12 protein-coding genes are annotated in these 17,786 nt (G+C 73.4%); 9 read left to right on the plus strand and 3 right to left on the minus strand.

Features of this window, described 5'->3' with window-relative positions; translation table 11 throughout:
* Nucleotides 1-79 precede the first annotated feature (79 nt).
* The 4 genes from GA0070215_RS05505 to GA0070215_RS29485 are packed head-to-tail and all read left to right on the plus strand — an operon-like array spanning nucleotide 80 to nucleotide 4,933.
* The gene (locus GA0070215_RS05505; RefSeq protein WP_091042509.1) at nucleotides 80-1,639 is read left to right on the plus strand and encodes an ABC transporter substrate-binding protein; all 1,560 of its coding nucleotides are present in this window, start codon (nucleotides 80-82) and stop codon (nucleotides 1,637-1,639) included.
* The gene (locus tag GA0070215_RS05510) at nucleotides 1,636-2,592 is read left to right on the plus strand and encodes an ABC transporter permease (protein WP_091042512.1); all 957 of its coding nucleotides are present in this window, start codon (nucleotides 1,636-1,638) and stop codon (nucleotides 2,590-2,592) included. Before GA0070215_RS05505 ends, GA0070215_RS05510 begins: the two co-directional genes overlap by 4 nt.
* Complete coding sequence (locus GA0070215_RS05515) at nucleotides 2,589-3,380, plus strand: ABC transporter permease (RefSeq protein WP_018783915.1); 792 nt, start codon at nucleotides 2,589-2,591, stop codon at nucleotides 3,378-3,380. The genes GA0070215_RS05510 and GA0070215_RS05515 overlap by 4 nt, the downstream gene beginning before the upstream one ends.
* Nucleotides 3,377-4,933 carry an ABC transporter ATP-binding protein gene (locus GA0070215_RS29485; RefSeq protein ID WP_091042517.1) on the plus strand — a complete coding sequence of 519 codons (1,557 nt, stop codon included), beginning with the start codon at nucleotides 3,377-3,379 and terminating at the stop codon, nucleotides 4,931-4,933. Before GA0070215_RS05515 ends, GA0070215_RS29485 begins: the two co-directional genes overlap by 4 nt.
* Before the next feature lie 64 nt (nucleotides 4,934-4,997).
* Here GA0070215_RS29485 and GA0070215_RS05525 read toward each other — a convergent pair whose 3' ends face one another.
* Both GA0070215_RS05525 and GA0070215_RS05530 read right to left on the minus strand, forming a co-directional pair.
* Nucleotides 4,998-5,408: a DUF3224 domain-containing protein gene (locus tag GA0070215_RS05525; RefSeq protein ID WP_026267555.1), complete on the minus strand. Its 411-nt coding sequence runs from the start codon at nucleotides 5,406-5,408 to the stop codon at nucleotides 4,998-5,000.
* A gap of 28 nt (nucleotides 5,409-5,436) precedes the next feature.
* Nucleotides 5,437-5,802 carry a VOC family protein gene (locus GA0070215_RS05530; protein WP_026267556.1) on the minus strand — a complete coding sequence of 122 codons (366 nt, stop codon included), beginning with the start codon at nucleotides 5,800-5,802 and terminating at the stop codon, nucleotides 5,437-5,439.
* Nucleotides 5,803-6,067: 265 nt separating this feature from the next.
* Between GA0070215_RS05530 and GA0070215_RS05535 the strand changes: the two genes are divergently transcribed.
* The 5 genes from GA0070215_RS05535 to GA0070215_RS05555 all read left to right on the plus strand — a co-directional run bounded on the left by GA0070215_RS05535 (nucleotide 6,068) and on the right by GA0070215_RS05555 (nucleotide 15,665).
* Nucleotides 6,068-6,829 (plus strand): class I SAM-dependent DNA methyltransferase, encoded by a 762-nt coding sequence (locus GA0070215_RS05535; RefSeq protein ID WP_244166871.1) that lies wholly within the window; start codon nucleotides 6,068-6,070, stop codon nucleotides 6,827-6,829.
* Between the two features lie 12 nt (nucleotides 6,830-6,841).
* Nucleotides 6,842-8,776, plus strand: a complete 1,935-nt coding sequence (locus GA0070215_RS05540) for a KedN5 family methylcobalamin-dependent radical SAM C-methyltransferase (RefSeq protein WP_091042520.1) — start codon at nucleotides 6,842-6,844, stop codon at nucleotides 8,774-8,776.
* Between the two features lie 65 nt (nucleotides 8,777-8,841).
* A complete protein-coding gene (locus GA0070215_RS05545; RefSeq protein ID WP_244166872.1) occupies nucleotides 8,842-11,934 on the plus strand; it encodes an ATP-binding protein in 3,093 nt (1,030 codons plus the stop codon).
* A 117-nt stretch (nucleotides 11,935-12,051) separates the two neighbouring features.
* The gene (locus GA0070215_RS05550) at nucleotides 12,052-13,725 is read left to right on the plus strand and encodes a bifunctional 3-(3-hydroxy-phenyl)propionate/3-hydroxycinnamic acid hydroxylase (protein WP_244166873.1); all 1,674 of its coding nucleotides are present in this window, start codon (nucleotides 12,052-12,054) and stop codon (nucleotides 13,723-13,725) included.
* Nucleotides 13,726-13,769: 44 nt separating this feature from the next.
* A complete protein-coding gene (locus tag GA0070215_RS05555; RefSeq protein WP_091042525.1) occupies nucleotides 13,770-15,665 on the plus strand; it encodes an ABC transporter ATP-binding protein in 1,896 nt (631 codons plus the stop codon).
* A gap of 123 nt (nucleotides 15,666-15,788) precedes the next feature.
* Here the strand turns inward: GA0070215_RS05555 and GA0070215_RS05560 are convergent, their stop codons facing one another.
* Entirely contained in the window at nucleotides 15,789-17,756 is a 1,968-nt protein-coding gene (locus GA0070215_RS05560) for an acyl-CoA dehydrogenase family protein (protein ID WP_091042527.1), read from the minus strand.
* Nucleotides 17,757-17,786 lie beyond the last annotated feature (30 nt).

Consider the following 17,786-nt stretch of genomic DNA (forward strand, 5'->3'; position numbering starts at 1 on the left):
GTGCCGATGATCGGCGACCGTCAGATCCGCAGACGTCTTGCGATCCGATTTCACCGGCACGACCTTTTGTGGAGGAACCATGTCGCCCACCCCGTACGACTCGCCCTTCAATCGCCGCGCGCTGTTCCGGATGGGCCTCGTCGCGGGCGCCGCGGTGGCCGGCGTGCCCCTGCTGTCGGCCTGCGGCGACGACGACGAGCAGCCGTCGCCGGCGGCGGCCGGCGGGGGGTCGCTGGCGGTGCTGAAGGTGGGCGCGCCGAACGCGGTCACCGACGCCGAGGCCGGCAACCCGCTGCTGACCAGCATCGGCGCGACGCTCATCGTCATGCGGCACGTGTACGACTCGCTGATGGTGCTCGACAACGGCGAGTACAAGTACCAGCTCGCCGAGTCGGTGCAGCCCAACGCCGACGGCAGCGTGTGGACGATCAACCTGCGTTCCGGGGTCACGTTCCACGACGGCAAGCCGGTCACCGCCGCCGACGTGGTGCACAGCATCCGTACGCTCGGCGCCAAGCCCAGCAACCGGGCCTCCGTCTACGCCAACGTCGACCTCGCCAAGGTGACAGCGGTGAACGACCGCACTGTCACGGTCCCGCTGCTGACCCCGCGCGGCGACTTCAAGGAGGCCGTCCTCGTGGTCTTCTCACCGGTCTTCCCGGCCGGCATGACCGAGTTCAGCAAGCCGATCGGCTCGGGCCCGTACCGGCTGGCCGAGCGCAACGGCACCACGACCCGGCTGGTCGCCAACGAGCAGTACTGGGGTGGCAAGCCGAGCGTGGCCGAACTCCAGATCGTCGGCATCCTCGACGCCGGCGCCCGGCTGTCGGCGCTGAAGGCGGGACAGGTCGACTACGCCGTCAGCATCAGCTCCACCGGCGCGAAGACCGAGGCGGCGAACAGCGAGCTGACAGTCGTCCGCGGCGGTGCGGCGAACGCCAACGCGCTGTCGTTCGCGATGAACCAGAAGCTCGCGCCGTTCGACGACGTCCGGGTCCGCCAGGCGGTCCGGCTCGCGGTGGACCGGCAGGCGCTCGTCGACAACGCGCTGCTCGGGCTCGGCTCGACCGCCGACGACGTGGTCGGCAAGAGCCTGCCCGGCTACGCCGACCTGCCGGCGCGCGCCCGGGACCTGGAGCAGGCGAAGCGGCTGTTCACCGAGGCCGGGATCACCAAGCTGACGCTGCGTACCGGCGAGATCGTCCCCGGCATGCTCAACGCCAGCCGGCTGATGGCCCAGCAGCTCAAGGAGGCGGGCGTCGAGCTGACCCTCCAGGAGATCTCGCCCGACGCCTACTACGCCGACCTCATGACGCTGGCCACGCACCCGTTCCAGGCGTTCTACTACGTCAACCGGCCGGCCGCCGTGCACCTGTCGGCGGTCACCCACGGCAAGGCGCCGTTCAACGTCACCGGCACGTCGGCGGCCTACCAGGCGCGGCTGGCCAAGGCCCAGGCGACAGTGGACGACAACGCCCGCGCCGAGGCGTTCAAGGCGTTGCAGGAGGAGTTCTACAAGGAGGGCGGCGACCTGCTCTGGGGCTTCCAGGAGCAGCTCGACGCCGCCCGTAAGGGGATCAGCGGGGTCCGCACGATGCAGTCGGTCCAGCTGTTCGACCGGGCGACCGGGCCGGCGTGACCGCGCTCGGGTTCCTGGCCCGACGGCTGCTGGCGACGGTGGCCACGCTGTTCGCGGTGGCGGTGGTGCTCTTCGCCGGCTCGGAGGTGCTCCCGGGTGACGCCGCGTCGGCGTCACTCGGGCCCGACGCCACCATCGAGGAGGTCGCGCAGCGCCGGGCCGAACTCGGCGTCGACCGGCCCTGGCCGGTGCGGTTCGTCGAGTGGGGGACCGCGGCGCTGCGCCTCGACCTGGGCACCAGCACCTCGATGCACCGGCCGGTGGTGGACGTCGTGGCCGAGCCGCTGGCCGCCACCGGCCTCCTGGTCGGCCTCACCGCCGCGGTGACGGTGCCGCTGGCGATGGGACTGGGTCTGCTCACCGGGCTGCGTCCCGGCGGCCGGGTGGACCGGGTGGTGTCGGCTGTCGCGGTGGTGGCGGTGTCGATCCCGCAGTTCGTCACCGCCGGTCTGCTCGTGCTGGTCTTCGCCGACCTGTGGCCGCTGCTGCCGGCGATCTCGCTGCCACCGCTGGGCGGCGGCCCGCTGGACCGGCCGGAGATCCTGGTGCTGCCGGTGGCCGCGCTGACGCTGTTCGGCGCGGCGTGGGCGAGCCGGATCGTGCGGGCGACAGTCATCGACGCGGACGCGATGCCCCACGTCGAGGCGGCCCGGCTGGCCGGGCTGCCCGAGCGGGTCGTCGTGGCGCGGCACCTGTTGCCCGCGGCGGCACCGCCGTGCGCGCAGACGTTCGCGTGGCTGCTGTCCGGACTGTTCGGCGGCACCACAGTGGTCGAGGTGGTCTTCAACTACCCGGGCCTGTCGCAGACGCTGGTGGCGGCGGTCCGCAACCACGACACCGCGGTCCTGGAGGGGGTCGGGCTGCTGCTCGCCGCGATCATCCTCGTCTCGTTCGTCGTGGCCGACCTGCTCGTCCTCGCGGTCGACCCCCGGCTACGGGTGGCCGCCCGATGAGGGCCGCGCGGTGGCTGCTCGCCGGGACGGCCGCGGCCGTGGTGCTGTTCGTGCTGGGTGTGGCGCTGTTCGGCCCGCTGTTCGCCGGCGAGCCGGAGCGGATCGTCGGGTTGCCCTACAGCGCTCCGGCGGCGGGCAGCCCGCTGGGCACCGACAGCGCCGGACGGGACGTGCTGGACCGGGTGCTGGCCGGCGGGCGTCCGCTGGTGGCCGTGCCGGTGGTGGCGACGATCCTGGCGACGGTGCTCGGTCTGGTGCTGGGCCTGCTCGGCGGCTACTTCGCCGGGATCACCGACGCCGTGGTGTCCCGGCTGGACTACCTGCTGCTGGGCCTGCCGCCGGTGCTGATCCTGCTGGTGCTGCTGCACGGCTGGGGGTACAGCGCCACCACGATGATCATCGTGGTGGTGCTGACCGGCACGCCGTTCGTGTCCCGGGTGACCCGGGCCGAGACGCTCCGCGCGGTCGAGGACGGGTACGTGGTGGCCGCGTACGCCGGCGGCGACTCGCACCTGTCGGTGATCGTCCGGGAGATCCTGCCGAACATCGTCCGGCCGGTGCTCGCCGACTTCGGCACCCGCCTCGCCATCGCGGTCACGCTGACGGCTGCGGCGGCGTTCCTCGGCTTCGGCTCCAGTGGCCCGAACTGGGGGGCCATGATCAGCCAGAACGTCGAGGGCATCCAGCTCACCCCGTGGGGCGTCGCGGTGCCGGCGATCCTGCTCGGTGTGCTCACCGTCGCCGCGAACCTCGGCATCGACCGGATCGTCGGGCGGGTGCTGCGATGATCGAGATCAGTGGGCTGCGGGTCGAGGACACCGCCGGCCGGGCCGTCCTGGAGAACCTGTCGTTGCGGGTCGCCGAGGGTGAGCGGGTCGCCGTCGTCGGCGAGTCCGGGGCGGGCAAGACGACGCTGGCGATGGCCCTCGTCGGCGCGGTACGGCGCGGACTCCGGGTGGCCGGGGGCACGGTCACGGTCGACGGGCACGACGTGCTGACCGCCTCCGGCACCGAGGTGCGCCGGGTCCGGCGGCGGGTGCTGGCGTACCTGCCGCAGGATCCGCCGTCGGCGCTGAGCCCGACGCTGCGGGTACGGGCGCAGATCAGGGAACTGGCCGCGGACCGGTCCGATGCGGCCGTCAGCCGGGGACTGGTCGAGGTGGGCCTGCCGGGGGACCGGGCCTTCCTGCGCCGGTACCCGCACCAGCTCTCGGGCGGTCAGCAGCAACGCCTGGCGCTGGCCCGGCTGCTGGCCGGCGACCCGCGCGGCCTGGTGCTGGACGAGCCGACGACGGGCCTGGACGGGCTGGTGCGCAAGCAGGTGCTCGACCAGCTGGACCGGCTCTCCGCCGGGCGCGGGCTGGCGGTCGTGTTCGTCACCCACGACCTCGCCGCGGCCGCCCGGATGACCGATCGCCTGATCGTGCTGCGGGGCGGCGTGGTGGTGGAGGAGGGGCCGACCGCCCGCGTGCTCGCCCGCCCGGCCGCCGCGTACACCCGGGACCTGCTCGCCGCCGTGCCGGACCTGCCGGCCGAGATGCGCCGCCGCGCCGCCACGCCGGTGCGGGGCGCGGAGGTCCTGACCGTGTCCGGGCTGACCGTGCCGCGGGGTGGGCGGATCGTCCTGGACGACGTGTCCCTGCGGTTGCGCGCGGGCGAGGCGCTGGCCCTGCTCGGCACGTCGGGCTGCGGCAAGACGACGCTCGCCCGGGCCGTCGTCGGGACGCTGCGCCCCAGCTCGGGCCGGGTGACGCTGTCCGGCGAGGTCCTGGAGCCGACGCTGGGGCGCCGTCCGGTGCACCAGCGTCGCCGCATGCAGCTCATCCCGCAGGACTCCGGCGGGTCGCTGAACCCGCGGCGGCCGGTGGGCGCGGCGATCGGGCGGGTGGTCCGCCTGGCCGGTGGGATGACGGCCGAGGCGGTGGCGGCGGAGACCCGCCGGCTGATGGGGCTCGTCGGCCTGCCGGGGGAGCTGGCGTCGCGGCTGCCGCGGGAGCTGTCCGGCGGGCAGCGGCAACGCGTCGCGATCGCCCGCGCGCTCGCCGCCGGGGCCGACGTGCTCGTCTGCGACGAGATCACGTCGAACCTCGACGCCCAGGTGGCGGCCTCGGTCCTGGCCCTGCTCGACTCGCTGCGGCGGACCCTCGGCCTGGCGGTGCTCATCGTGACGCACGACCTCGGTGTGATCGCCCGCAACGCGGACCGGGTGGCCGTGCTCAGCGGCGGGCGGATCGTCGAGGAGGGGACTGTGGAGCAGGTGTTCGGCAATCCACGCCACGAGGCGAGCAGGATGCTGCTGGACGCGGCGCGGCCCGTCACCGCGGCGGCGGACGTGCCGTGAGCGTCCGAGGCGGAGGGCCGCTCCCGGCTTCCCGGTAACGGCCCTCCGCCTCGGTCTCAGCGCGTCAGACGATCTCGTCGAGGAGTTCGTAGTTGAGCGTGAAGGTGTGGCTGCCGTCCTCCAGCTTGCGCATGGTGGCGGTGCCCTGGATGCCGGCGAGCCCCTCGGTGCCGGTCCCCGGCACGATGTGCCACTCGGCGCCGCCCTCCTCGTCGCTCATCAACCCGACGGCCTGGTGCTGGAGCATGAAACTGCCCTTGGAACCGCCGATCGACACCTCGATCACTTCGTGACCGACGTATCCGGCGCCGCCCTTGCCATAGGCGAACAGGAACTGCGCGCGGCTGGTGCCCTCGAGTTCACCGGAATAGGTCTTGGTGACCGAGGCCCGCGAGAATTTCATGCCGTCGGGGGTCTGCTGCCACTCGTCTTCGTCCCAGGAGTCGAGCGTAAATGAAGCGGTCGCGGTGCTCACCTTGTCTCATTCCTTCCGTGCTTCTTTTTCAGTCCCAGACCGAGGCGCAGAACGGGTGACCGGCCGGGTCGAGGAAGACCCGCCACTTCGCGTCGCCGGGTTGGTCGGCGGGTTTCGTCGCACCCAGGCGCAACAGCTCGGTTTCGGCCGTCTCGATGTCGTCGACGGCCAGGTCGAGGTGCAGTTGCTGGGGGACCGACTGCCCGGGCCACTCCGGACGCCGGTAGTTCTCCACCCGCTGTAACGCCACGGCGACGCCGTCGCCGTTGCTGAGGAACGCCCCGGACTCCGACTCGTGCACCGGCTCGAGGCCGGCCGCTTCCCGGTAGAAGGCCACCAGCGGGGCGATTTCGGAACAATCCAGTGTTACCGCCGCCAAGCGACCGACAGCCATTCGTGTCTCCTGGAGATTTGTCGTCCGATCGAAAGCGTGGCCCGAGCCTAGCAATCCGCCGTCGTCCACGCCACGGTTGCCGGGTGTGTCGCGGCCGGCCCGCTCATTAGACCGTTCCGAATGGACGGCGGGCCCCGAAGGTCGGTCAGCATACCGGCTGAACCGTCGGCGGCGCCACCGTCACACCAATCGACTTGCCCTCACTTCGTGCTCACAACAGCGCAGCGTCGGACGCACTCGTCCGCCACGATTCGCCGGTACCCCAATGACCGGCGTGGAGGAGAACACGGTGGAAGGCTTCGAGATCTTCACCTACGGAGACGCCGTCGCCGACGTCTTCGACGGGACGGGATGGGCCGGCGACCCGGGTGACACCGAGGAGACGATCGAGTGGCTCGCCGAGAACGCCGGCGGCGGGCCCGTCCTCGAACTCGGCGTCGGCACCGGCCGGGTCGCCGTCCCGCTGGCCCGCAGGGGCATCGAGGTGCACGGCATCGACGCGTCGGAGGGGATGCTGACGCAGCTGCGCGACAAGCCCGGCGGCGAGCTGGTGCACGTGCACGTGCAGGACTTCACCGACTTCACGCTGCCGTACAAGTTCTCGCTGGCCTACGCGGTCTTCGACACCCTGCCGTTCATCACCGACCAGGAGGAGCAGATCCGCTGCTTCCGGAAGGTCGCCGACGTCCTGGAACCGGGCGGCCGGTTCGTGATCCAGACGTCCATCCCCGACCCGGCACGGTACGACCGCAACCAGCGCACCCAGACCGTACGGGTGGAGAAGGACCACGTCGTGATGACGTTCACCCGGCGCGAGCGGATCTCCCAGTGCTCGTCGATCCAGTTCGCGGTCCTGCGGCCCGACGGCATCCGGTTCTTCCCGATGCGCATCCGCACCGTCATGCCGTCCGAGATGGACCTGATGGCCCGCCTCGGCGGGCTCACCATGGAGTCGCGCTGGGGCCACTGGGACGGACGGCCACTGCGCGACTCCGACGAGCGGCACATCACCGTCTACCGCAAGTAGGGCGGCGGATCGGTGGAGCACAGCCAGACGAGCGCCGGTGGTGCGGACCGGCGCCTCCGGGTGGTCCTGGTGCAGCAGGGCGTCTGGGACATGCCACTGGAGTCGCTGCCGCTGGCCTCGGCGTACCTCAAGGCGATGGTGTCCGGCGACGCCGAGCTGGACGCCCGGGTCTCGGTCGAGATCTGCAACTTCCGGGGACGGGTGACGCACGGCGAGATGGCCGCCCGGCTGTTCGCCGGCCCGCTGCCCGACGTGATCGGATTCTCCGTCTTCGGCTGGAACCAGCGCGCCTTCGGGGCGCTCGCCGCCACCTACAAGCAGCTCAACCCGCAGGGGTGGGTGCTCTTCGGCGGCACCCACGTCAGCGCGCAGGCCGACCGGGTGTTCCGGCTCTACCCGGAGATCGACGTGGTGGTCAACGGCGAGGGCGAACTGACCTTCCTCGACCTGCTCCGCGCCCGGCTGGCCGGCGTGGCCGCGAACGACCTCGGCGAGGTGCTCGGCATCTCCTGGCACCGCGCCGACGGCACAGTGGTCACCAACCCGGACCGGCCCCGGATCGAGGACCTCGACATCATCCCGTCGCCGTTCCTCACCGGAGCCGTCGAACTGCTCGACGCCGGCGGCCGGTTCCGCTACGACGTCGCGCTGTTCGAGACCAACCGCGGCTGCCCGTACAAGTGCTCGTTCTGCTACTGGGGCGGCGCGGTCGGCCAGCGGGTACGCGCGTTCTCCCGGGAGCGGCTGCGCGCCGAACTGGAACTGTTCGCCCGGTGCGGCGTGCACACGGTGGTCGCCTGCGACGCCAACTTCGGCATGCTGCCGATCGACCTGGAACTCGTCGACGACCTCATCGACATCAAGCGGCGCCACGGGTTCCCGCTGGCGTTCGAGAGCTCGTGGGCCAAGAACAAGTCGAAGGTGTTCTACGAGATCGTGCGGCGGATGAAGGAGGCCGGGCTGCGCAGCTCCTTCACCCTGGCCCTCCAGTCGCTGAACCCGGACGCCCTGACGCTGATGCGCCGGCGCAACATGAAGGTCAACGACTGGCGTGACCTGGTGCGGTGGCTCAACCGGGAGGGGCTGGACTGCTACGCCGAGCTGATCTGGGGCGCGCCGGGTGACACCGTCGAGTCGTTCCTGGCCGGGTACGACGAACTCGCCCAGCACGTGTCCCGGATCGCCGTCTACCCGATCATGCTGCTGCCGAACACCGAGTACGCGGAGAACAAGGAGCTGTACGGCATCGTCGCGCTGCGCGGCGACAACGACGACTTCGAGTACGTGCTCGCCCACCGCACCATGACGTTCGAGGACAACGCGGTGATGCAGCGGTTCCTGTTCTGGGCCCGCGTGATGGCCGAGAACGCCGTCCTGCGGCACTGCTGGCTGCCGCTGCGGCGGCTCGCCGGGTGGGAGCAGTCACGGGTCCTCAACAGCATCGCCGACTGGGCGGACACCACCACGGCACGGGAGGCGATCCCGTTGCGGGAGGCCGCGATGCGGGGCCACGGCGGCGGTGCGCCGGCGTACGCGGCCGCCATCGGCTACCTCTTCACCGAGGCGGACGGACGGCGGGCGCTGGAGCTGTGGTGGCAGGAGGTGGTCTCGCGGGAGCTCGCCGCCGACGTCCGCCCGTTCCTCGACGAGGTGTACCGCTACGACCTGCTGACCCAGCCGGTCTGCGAACCGGACGGGCTCTCCGTCGTCGAGATCGGCGGCGTCGAGTACTTCCACCGCCCGGACGTGTCCCTGGCGTACGACGTGCCGGGTGTCCTGGCGCGGATGCGTGCCGACGAACCGGTGTCGCTGGAGCCGGAACCGGTCCGGGTCGACATCTACTACCGCACCGGCGCCATGACCGCTGTCATGTCGACGAACCACGAGGAGATCCTGCACTTCATGGGGGAGGTGCGCCGAGCCGGCACCCCGCTCACCGTCCCCTGACCGATCGTCGGGGTCCGGAGTGGACCCGGCGCTGCGATACTCGGCACGATGGGGTCGTCGTCGAGGTGACTGTGCAGTTCCGGGTGCTGGGTCCGCCGGCGGTCGTCCGGAACGGGCGGGTGGTGCCCCTCGGCGGGCCCAAGCAGCAGGCACTGCTCGCCCTGTTCCTGCTGCGGCCGAACCGGGTCGTCGCCGCCGACTGGCTGGTCGACGCGCTCTGGGACGCACGGCCGCCGGCCAGCGCCCGGACCACGCTGCGCACGTACGTCGCCGGGCTGCGCCGGGCCGTGGAACCGGACCGGTCCCACCGCGAGCCGGCGCGCATCCTGCGCGGCCACCCCGGGGGGTACGAGCTGCGGGCCGACGCCGGCGCGGTGGACGCGATCCGGTTCGCCGCGCTGGTGGACCGGGCTGCGGACGCGCTCGCGGCCGGGCAGGCGGCGGCCGCCGGACGGACGTACACCGAGGCGCTGGCGTTGTGGCGCGGCGAGCCGCTGGCGGGCGTGGCCGACCTGGCCGTGCTGCGCCCGGAGGCGGCCCGGCTGGCCGAGCTGCGGCTGAACGCCGAGGAGGGACGGTTGACCGCCGCGGTCGCCGCGGGCCGGCACGCGGCGCTGCTGCCGGAACTACGCCGGTTCGTCTCGGCGCACCCGCTGCGCGAGGGCGTCCGGGCGCAGTTGATGCTGGCCCTGTACCGGTCGGGGCGGCAGACCGAGGCGCTCGCCGTCTTCGACGAGGGGCGCCGGATCCTGGCCGGCGAGTACGGGATCGACCCCGGTGAGCAGGTCCGGGCGGTGCACCGGCTGATCCTGGAGCAGTCCGTACCGCCGGACCGGAGCAGCCCGGAGCAGCCCGGCGGCCCGGCGGCGGCCGGACGTCCGGCCCCGCCGGAGTGCGCCGGCGGACCGCTCGTGGGCCGGGACGCGGAGCTGGAGCGGCTGCGCGTCGCACTGGACGCGGCCACCGGGCACGGCGGGCGGGTGCTGACCCTGGTGGGGGAGGCCGGCATCGGCAAGACCAGTCTCGCCGCGGCGCTCGGCGCGCGGGCCGCCGCGACCGGCGTCCCGGTGGTCTGGGGCCGCTGTCCGGACGTCGGGCAGGCGCCGCCGTTCTGGCTGTGGAGCCAGGTGGTACGCGCGCTGGCGGCGATGCCGCAGGTCCGCGTCACCGGTTCGGCGGGCCGGTTGGACGGCTTCGCCGCGGGCGCGCCGAGCGGTAGCGGTCTCGACCCCACGGCCCGGTTCCAGGTGTACGAGGCGGTGGCGGAACTGGTGTACGCGGCGGCCCGGGAGAGCGGGCTGCTCGTCGTCCTCGACGACCTGCACGCCGCCGACCCGGACTCGCTGCTGCTGCTGCGGTTCCTCGCCACCGCCCTGCCGGCGTCCCGGGCTCTCGTGGTCGCCACGCTCCGGCCGTACGACGACGACCCGGCCCTGGTGGCGGCCGTCGCCGGCCTGGCGCGCGGACCCGGCTCCGCTCAGGTCCGGCTCGCCGGGCTGGACGCCGGTGCGGTCGCCGACCTGGTCCGCGACCGCACCGGCGTGGCGCCGCCGGAGCCGGTGGTGACCCGGCTCGTCACCCGCACCGGCGGGAACCCGTTCTTCCTCACCGAACTGCTGCGGTCCCGGACCGACGCGGACGCCGCCGTGGAGCTGCCGCCGAGCATCCGGGACACCGTGCGGCTGCGCCTCGTCGGGCTGCCCAGTCCCACCCGGCGCTGCCTCGACCTGCTCAGCGTCGCCGGACACGACCTGGACCTGTCGGTGCTGGCCGCGGCGCTGGACGGCACCGCCGAGGCGGTCGCCGAGGACCTCGCCCCGGCGTACCCGGCCGCCCTGGTGGTCGAGACCGGGCCGGGCGCTGTCGCGTTCCGCCATCCACTGATCGCCGAGGTCACCTACGCCGAGCTGGTCCCGCCGCGCCGGGCCGCGCTGCACGCCCGGCTGGCCGCCGCGTACGAGCGGACGGCCGGCACCGCGCCGGCCGAGCTGGCCCACCACTACGGCGAGGCGGCCGGGCTGGGCCACGGCGAGGACCACCTGCGCTGGTCGCTGCGCGCCGCCGACGACGCCACCCGCCGGGTCGCCTACGAGGACGCGCTCGGTCACCTGGAGCGCGCCGCGCTCCGGCTGGCCCCGGCCGCGCGGCTCGCACCCGGCGCGGCGGCCACCGAGCTGACCGTCCAACTGCACCGCGCGGCGCTGCTCCAGATGACGGTGGGCGTCGGCAGCGACGCGGTCGACCGGGTCTGTGCCCGGGCCCGCGAGCTGCTGACACTCGCCGGGCCGGACGCCGACCTCCGCCACGCGCTCTGGGCGCTCGGCGAACTGGCCGCCAACCGGGCCGAGTTCGCGATCTGCGCCGACCTCGCCGGGCGGCTCGTGCGGGCACCCGACGACGGCAGCGGGCTGATCCCCGTCGCCGGCGAATACCTGCTGGGCGCGGTCGCCTACTTCACCGGCCGCCACGCCGAGAGCGAGCGGCGGCTCACCGCGGGGATCGAGCGGCTGCGTACCGTCGACCGGGCGCTGCTGCGCCGTGAGGCCGGGCGGCGTCCGGTGCTGGCCTGCCACAACTTCCGGGCGCTCGTGCGGTCGATGCGCGGCGACCCGGCCGGCGCGCGGGCCGACATCGCCGCCGCGGAGGCCCTCGCCGAGGCCCTCGACGACCCGTACGGCCGGGCCAACGCGGCGCTCTACGCCGCCTGGCTGGCGATGCAGGAGCACGACGTGGCCGCGGCCGACGCGGCGGGGCGGCGGTGCCGGGACGTCGGCCGGGTCACCGGCCTGCCGCACATGGCCGCGACCGGCGAGTACTTCCTGGAGTGGGCGGCCGCGCGCGGCGGCGACCGCGGCCGGCTCGACGCGATGCGCGCCGCCGCCGAGGAGTTCTACCGTCCCGGGCTGCGGTCCACCCGGACCATCACGCTCTGCGCGATGGCCGAGGCGTACCTGGCCGCCGGCCGTCCGGAGACCGCGGCGACGCTGGCCGAGGAGGCGCTGGCGGTGGCGGACCGGGTGGGCGAGCGCGTCTTCGTCGCGGAGCTGCACCGGATCCGCGGCGCGGCCCGGCGCGACCGCGCGGAGTGGAACCTCGGCGCGCGGATCGCCGCCGACCAGGGCGCGGGTCTGCTGCTGCCCCGGTTCGCCGCCTTCTGACCGGCGTGGAGGCCCGCCTCCACGCCGTCTCCACACCCCTTCCACACCGGCCTGGTGCCCTGACCGGTGCCGGACGGCCGGAGCCGTCCGGGAACCATGTTCCGAAGGGGCACCACCATGGGATCAGTTCAGCCGCCGGCTCACCAGGAGGTCCAGGAGGTCGAGGTCGCCGTCGTCGGCTGCGGGCCGGTGGGCGCGCTCACCGCCAACCTGCTCGGCGCCCGCGGCGTCACCACGCTCGTCGTGGAACGCAACGCGGCCCCGCACGGCCAGCCGCGGGCCTTCTCCTGCGACGACGAGGCGCTGCGCATCTACCAGCAGGCCGGCCTGCTCGACGAGGTACGCGACGAGACGATCGCGCCGCCGCTGGTCGAGTACGTCAACCGGGCGGGCCGGGTGTTCGCCCGGATGAAGCTGTCCGAGACGGACTTCGGGTACGGGCACGCGCCGCTGCGCTTCTTCGACCAGCCACGACTGGAGCACACGCTGCGCGCCGGGCTGGACCGTTTCCCGCACGTCCGGCTCGCGCTCGGCGCCGAGCTGGTCGGCCTGACCCAGGACGAGGACGGCGTGACGGTGCTGCTGTCCGACGTGGCCACCGGGCGGCGGCGGGCGGTCCGGGCCCGGTACGTGCTCGGCTGCGACGGCGCCCGCAGCGCCACCCGCGCCGCGGTCCGGATCCCGCTGTCCGGGGCGAGCTACGCCGAACCGTGGCTCGCGGTCTCCGGCGACGTGCCGCCCGACGCGGTGCGGGTGCCGGACACCAGGTTCGTCTGCGACTGGCGGCGACCGGCGTTCGTCTCTCCCGGCGCGGCCGGCAGCTACCGGATGGAGTTCATGCTCCGCCCGGGCGAGACCGAGGACGAGGTGCGGCGGCCGGAGACCGTCGCCGCGCTCGTCTCGCCGTACGTCGACCCGGACCGGTTCGCCGTCACCCGGGCGGTGGTCTACACCTTCCACCACCTCGTCGCGCAGCGGTGGCGGGCGGGACGGGTGTTCCTGCTCGGCGACGCGGCCCACCAGATGCCCCCGTTCATGGGCCAGGGCCTGTGCAGCGGCCTGCGCGACGCGGCGAACCTGTCGTGGAAGCTGTCGCTGGTGCTGTCCGGTGCCGCCGGCCCGGCCGTGCTCGACACGTACGAGACCGAGCGGCGCCCGCACACGGTGGAGATGGCACGGACCAGCGTCCGGCTGGGACATGTCTTCCTCGCCCGCAACCGGATCGCCGCGTGGATGCGTGACACCGCGCTGCGGGCGGTCCAGACGGTTCCCCGGGTACGGCGGTTCGTGGAGCGGTTCGAGTTCAAGCCGGTGCCGGCGTACCGGCGGGGCCTGATGGCCGGCGGGCGGCGCGACGGCGTGGTCGGGACGATGTTCCCCCAGCCGCGGGTCCTCGTCCCGGGTGCGCCCGGCGGGCGCCTGCTCGACGAGGCGCTCGGCGACGGCTTCGTGGTGCTCGGCAGCGCCGGCGTGGCCGGTCCGCACGGCGCGCGGTGGCAGGGACCGCCGGTGCGGTTCGTCGCGGTCCACCCGGCCGGTACGCCGCTGGCCGGCCTGCCGGAGAAGTCCGGCGACTGCGGGTACGAACGGATCGACGTGGTGGACGCCGACGGGGTGCTCGGCGGGTGGCTGCGGCGGCACGGCGCCGACCTGGTGGTGCTGCGACCGGACCGGTTCGTGTTCGCCCTGGTCGTGGCCGGCGGGATCGAGCGGGCCGGGCGGGACCTGTCGGCCGCCCTCGGCGCGCCGACCTCCTTCTCCGGGGCGGCGGGTGGCCGTGCGGCGGCTTGACCTGAAGCGGACGTGAGGTTCTAGCCTCCCGGTGGAGGTACGGCATGAGCATGGAAGTGACAGCGTGGACGTCCCTGCACCACGCCCTGAACGCGCAGGACGAGCGGCCGCTGTCCCGGGCGACGTTACGGCGCGTCGCCGGGTTCGCCCGGCCGCACCGTACCCTGATCGCCGCCTTCCTGTTGTTGAGCGTGGTGACGGCGGTCCTCACCGTGGCGGCGCCGGTCCTGGCCGGGCGGGTGGTCGACGCGATCGTCGGCGGCGCCGACAGCGGCGTCGTGGTGCGGCTGGCGGTGCTGATCGCCGTGATCGCGCTGGCCGAGGCCGGTCTGGGACTGCTGACCCGGTACCTGTCCGCCACCATCGGGGAGGGCCTCATCGTCCAGCTGCGGACGGCGGTCTTCGACCACGTCCAGCGCATGCCTGTCGCCTTCTTCACCCGGACCCGTACGGGCGCGCTGGTCAGCCGCCTGAACAACGACGTGATCGGCGCGCAGCGGGCCTTCAGCGACACCCTGTCGACCGTGGTCGGCAACGCCGTCACGCTGCTCCTGACCCTGGCGGTCATGCTGACCCTCTCCTGGCGGATCACGGTGCTGGCGCTGGTCCTGCTGCCGGTCTTCGTCCTTCCCGCACGCCGGATGGGTTCCCGGCTCGCCCGGCTGCAGCGTGCGGCTGCGGAGCACAACGCGGCGATGAGCAACCGGATGACCGAACGCTTCTCGGCGCCCGGCGCGACGCTCGTCAAGCTGTACGGGCGTCCGGCCGAGGAGTCGGCGGAGTTCGCGGCCCGGGCGCGGCGGGTCCGCGACATCGGCGTCCGCGCAGCCATGCTCCAGTGGGTCTTCATCACCGCGCTCACCGTCGTCGGTTCCCTGGCCTTGGCGCTGGTGTACGGGCTCGGTGGCGTCTACGCCCTGCGGGGCGGCCTCGACGCCGGCGCCGTGGTCGCGCTCGCGCTGCTCCTGTCGCGCCTCTACGCGCCGTTGACGTCGCTCGCGAGCGCCCGCGTCGAGGTGATGAGCGCGCTGGTCAGCTTCGAGCGGGTGTTCGAGGTCCTGGACCTCGAGCCGCTGATCCTCGACCGGCCCGGCGCACGTCCGCTTCCCGACGGGCCCGTGGCCGTCGAGTTCGACAGCGTCCGGTTCGGCTACCCCTCGGCCGACAAGGTGTCGCTCGCGTCGCTGGAGGACGTCGCGAAGCTCGACACGCGCGGCGGCGAGGAGGTGCTGCACGAGGTGTCGTTCCGCGTCGAGGCGGGGCGGATGGTCGCCCTGGTCGGCTCCTCCGGGGCCGGCAAGTCGACGATCGCCCAGCTCGTGCCGCGCCTGTACGACGTCGAGCACGGCGCCGTGAAGCTCGCCGGCGTCGACGTCCGCGACCTGTCGACCGAGTCGGTCCGGGCGGCACTCGGCGTGGTCACGCAGGACGGGCACCTGTTCCACGAGAGCATCCGGGCCAACCTCGCGTTCGCCCGGCCGGACGCGACCGAGGACGAGATGTGGGACGTCCTGCGGCGGACCCGCCTGGAGGCCCTGATCCGGTCCCTTCCGGACGGGCTCGACACCGTCGTGGGTGAGCGCGGATACCGGTTGTCCGGCGGGGAACGTCAACGGCTCACCATCGCGCGGCTCCTGCTGGCCCGCCCCCGGGTGGTCGTCCTCGACGAGGCGACGGCGCACCTGGACTCCACCTCGGAGGCCGCGGTGCAGGACGCCCTCGCCGAGGCCCTGACCGGCCGGACGAGCGTCGTCATCGCGCACCGGCTGTCCACCGTCCGCGCCGCCGACGAGATCCTCGTGATCGAGGGCGGACGCGTCGTCGAACGCGGTCGGCACGGTGACCTGCTCGCCGCCGGCGGACGGTACCAGGAGCTGTACCGCACCCAGTTCGGGCAGGAGGAGCCGGAGGTCCCGAGGGAACGCGCCGCCACCGGCTGAGCGCCCGCCCCTTCGATGCGGGCGGGCCCTGCCCGTGACCCACCGGCCGGGCGTGCCGCTCGGCACTCCCCGGCCGGTCCGGCGGGGGAGAACGATCGGTCTTGACGCCGGGCTCGTGTGCGGTCATGCCGCGTCGTGGGCGGCCATCTCCTCCTGCCGTCCCGGCTCCTCGCGCAGGATCGCGGCGTGCAGCCACGCATCCGGGATGGCGAAACCGTCCACGAGCGTGCGCATGTACGGCCGCAGCTCCTTGAGCAGCCCGTTCACCACGCCGGTGATCGCCTTCGATCGGGCCGGGGTGAGCCGGCCGTGCTCCAGCAGCCAGCCCTTGTTCGCCTCGATGACGCTCAGCGCGTACAGGTCGCAGACCCGCGACAGCAGCTCCTTGACCGCCGGGTCGGCGGTGGCGTCGATACCGGCGACGAACGCCTCCAGCGTGACGCGGTCGACGTGCGCGGCGGCGACGGCGAGGACGTGGTCCTGGACGTCGTTGAAGATGTCGAACGGACGGTCCTTCTTGCTGGACGCGCCACCGCGCAGGCGGCGGACCGCGCTGTCGAGCAGGTGCTCCTCCCGGTCCTCGAACACCTTGAGCTGCCAGCCCCGGTCGGTGACGGCGACCTCGTCGTCCCGGCCGGGCACGGCGCCGACCAGCCGGGCGATGAGCGCCCGGGCGGCGGTGCGTTCCAGCACCATCTCGCGTACCTGCTCGGCGACGAACGAGGCGCGTCCCCAGCCGTCCAGCGAGCCGAACTCGTCCCGGTAGCCGGTCAGCAGCCCCTTGGCGACGAGCTGGAGCAGGACCGTGTTGTCGCCCTCGAACGTGGTGAACACGTCGGTGTCGGCCTTGAGGCTGGGCAGCCGGTTCTCCGACAGGTAACCGGCGCCGCCGCACGCCTCCCGGCACGTCTGGATGGTGCGCGTGGCGTGCCAGGTCTGCGCCGCCTTGAGCCCGGCGGCCCGGGACTCCAGCTCCCGCTGCCGGTGCTCGTCGACCGGCCCGTCGCCGCCCTGGATCTCGTCGAGCGCGGCGACCAGCTCGGTCTGGGCGAAGTGCAGCGCGTACGTGGTGGCCAGCGCGGGCAGCAGCTTGCGCTGGTGGGCCAGGTAGTCGTTGAGCAGCACCTCACGGTCGCCCTCGGCGTCACTGAACTGGCGGCGGATGTCGCCGTACCGCACCGCGATGGCCAGGGCCGCCTTGGTGGCCGCCGACGCGGCGCCACCCACGCTGACCCGGCCGCGCACCAGCGTGCCGAGCATGGTGAAGAAGCGGCGGGAGTCGTTCTCGATCGGGCTGGAGTACGTCCCGTCCTCGGCCACCTGCGCGTACCGGTCCAGCAGCATGTCCCGCGGTACGCGTACGTGGTCGAAGCTGAGCCGGCCGTTGTCCACGCCGAGCAGGCCGGCCTTGGGCCCGGCGTCGCCGATGGTCACGCCGGGCATCGGGTTGCCGTGCTCGTCGCGGATCGGCACCAGCCACGCGTGTACACCGTGGCGGCGCTCACCGCTGATCAGCTGGGCGAAGACCACAGCCATCCGCCCGTCCCGGGCCGCGTTGCCGATGTAGTCCTTGCGCGCCGCCTCGTGCGGCGTGTGCAGGTCGAAGGTCTGCGTCTGCGGGTCGTACTCGCAGGTGGTGCGTAGCTGCTGCACGTCCGAGCCGTGACCGGTCTCGGTCATCGCGAAGCAGCCGAACATCCGGCCGGAGACGATGTCCCGTAGGTAGGCGTCGTGGTGCCGCTTCGTGCCGAGCGCCGCGACCGCGCCGCCGAACAGGCCCCACTGCACGCCGGCCTTCACCATGAGTGACAGGTCGACCTGCGCCAGCATCTCGGTGGCGACGATCGAGGCGCCCACGTCCGACCGGCCCCCGTACTCGGCGGGGAAGCCCGCGGCGATGCCCAGCTCGACCGGGAGCTCGCCGAGCAGCCGGGTGATCCGCTCGCGCGCCTGGTCGCCGGTCTCGCCGTAGACCGGGAGGAACCGTTCGTCGAGGTGTTTGCGGTGAGCCTGGCGGACCTCGGCCCACGGCCCGTCGAGCGTCTCCTGAAGGCGGGCGATGTCGATGCGGCCGGACGCGTGATCGAGCATGGTCGCTCCTCGGGGCAGCGGACATATGGG

It is taken from the genome of Micromonospora marina (assembly GCF_900091565.1).
GTDB classification, from domain to species: domain Bacteria; phylum Actinomycetota; class Actinomycetes; order Mycobacteriales; family Micromonosporaceae; genus Micromonospora; species Micromonospora marina.

Excerpts from the sequence above, each read along its gene's own strand:
- GA0070215_RS29485 (WP_091042517.1), top strand. The coding sequence starts at position 3,377 with ATGATCGAGATCAGTGGGCTGCGGGTCGAGGACACCGCCGGCCGGGCC.
- GA0070215_RS05550 (WP_244166873.1), top strand. The coding sequence starts at position 12,052 with ATGGGATCAGTTCAGCCGCCGGCTCACCAGGAGGTCCAGGAGGTCGAG.
- GA0070215_RS05515 (WP_018783915.1), top strand. The coding sequence starts at position 2,589 with ATGAGGGCCGCGCGGTGGCTGCTCGCCGGGACGGCCGCGGCCGTGGTG.
- GA0070215_RS05555 (WP_091042525.1), top strand. The coding sequence starts at position 13,770 with ATGAGCATGGAAGTGACAGCGTGGACGTCCCTGCACCACGCCCTGAAC.
- GA0070215_RS05535 (WP_244166871.1), top strand. The coding sequence starts at position 6,068 with ATGACCGGCGTGGAGGAGAACACGGTGGAAGGCTTCGAGATCTTCACC.
- GA0070215_RS05560 (WP_091042527.1), bottom strand. The coding sequence starts at position 17,756 with ATGCTCGATCACGCGTCCGGCCGCATCGACATCGCCCGCCTTCAGGAG.
- GA0070215_RS05530 (WP_026267556.1), bottom strand. The coding sequence starts at position 5,802 with ATGGCTGTCGGTCGCTTGGCGGCGGTAACACTGGATTGTTCCGAAATC.
- GA0070215_RS05505 (WP_091042509.1), top strand. The coding sequence starts at position 80 with ATGTCGCCCACCCCGTACGACTCGCCCTTCAATCGCCGCGCGCTGTTC.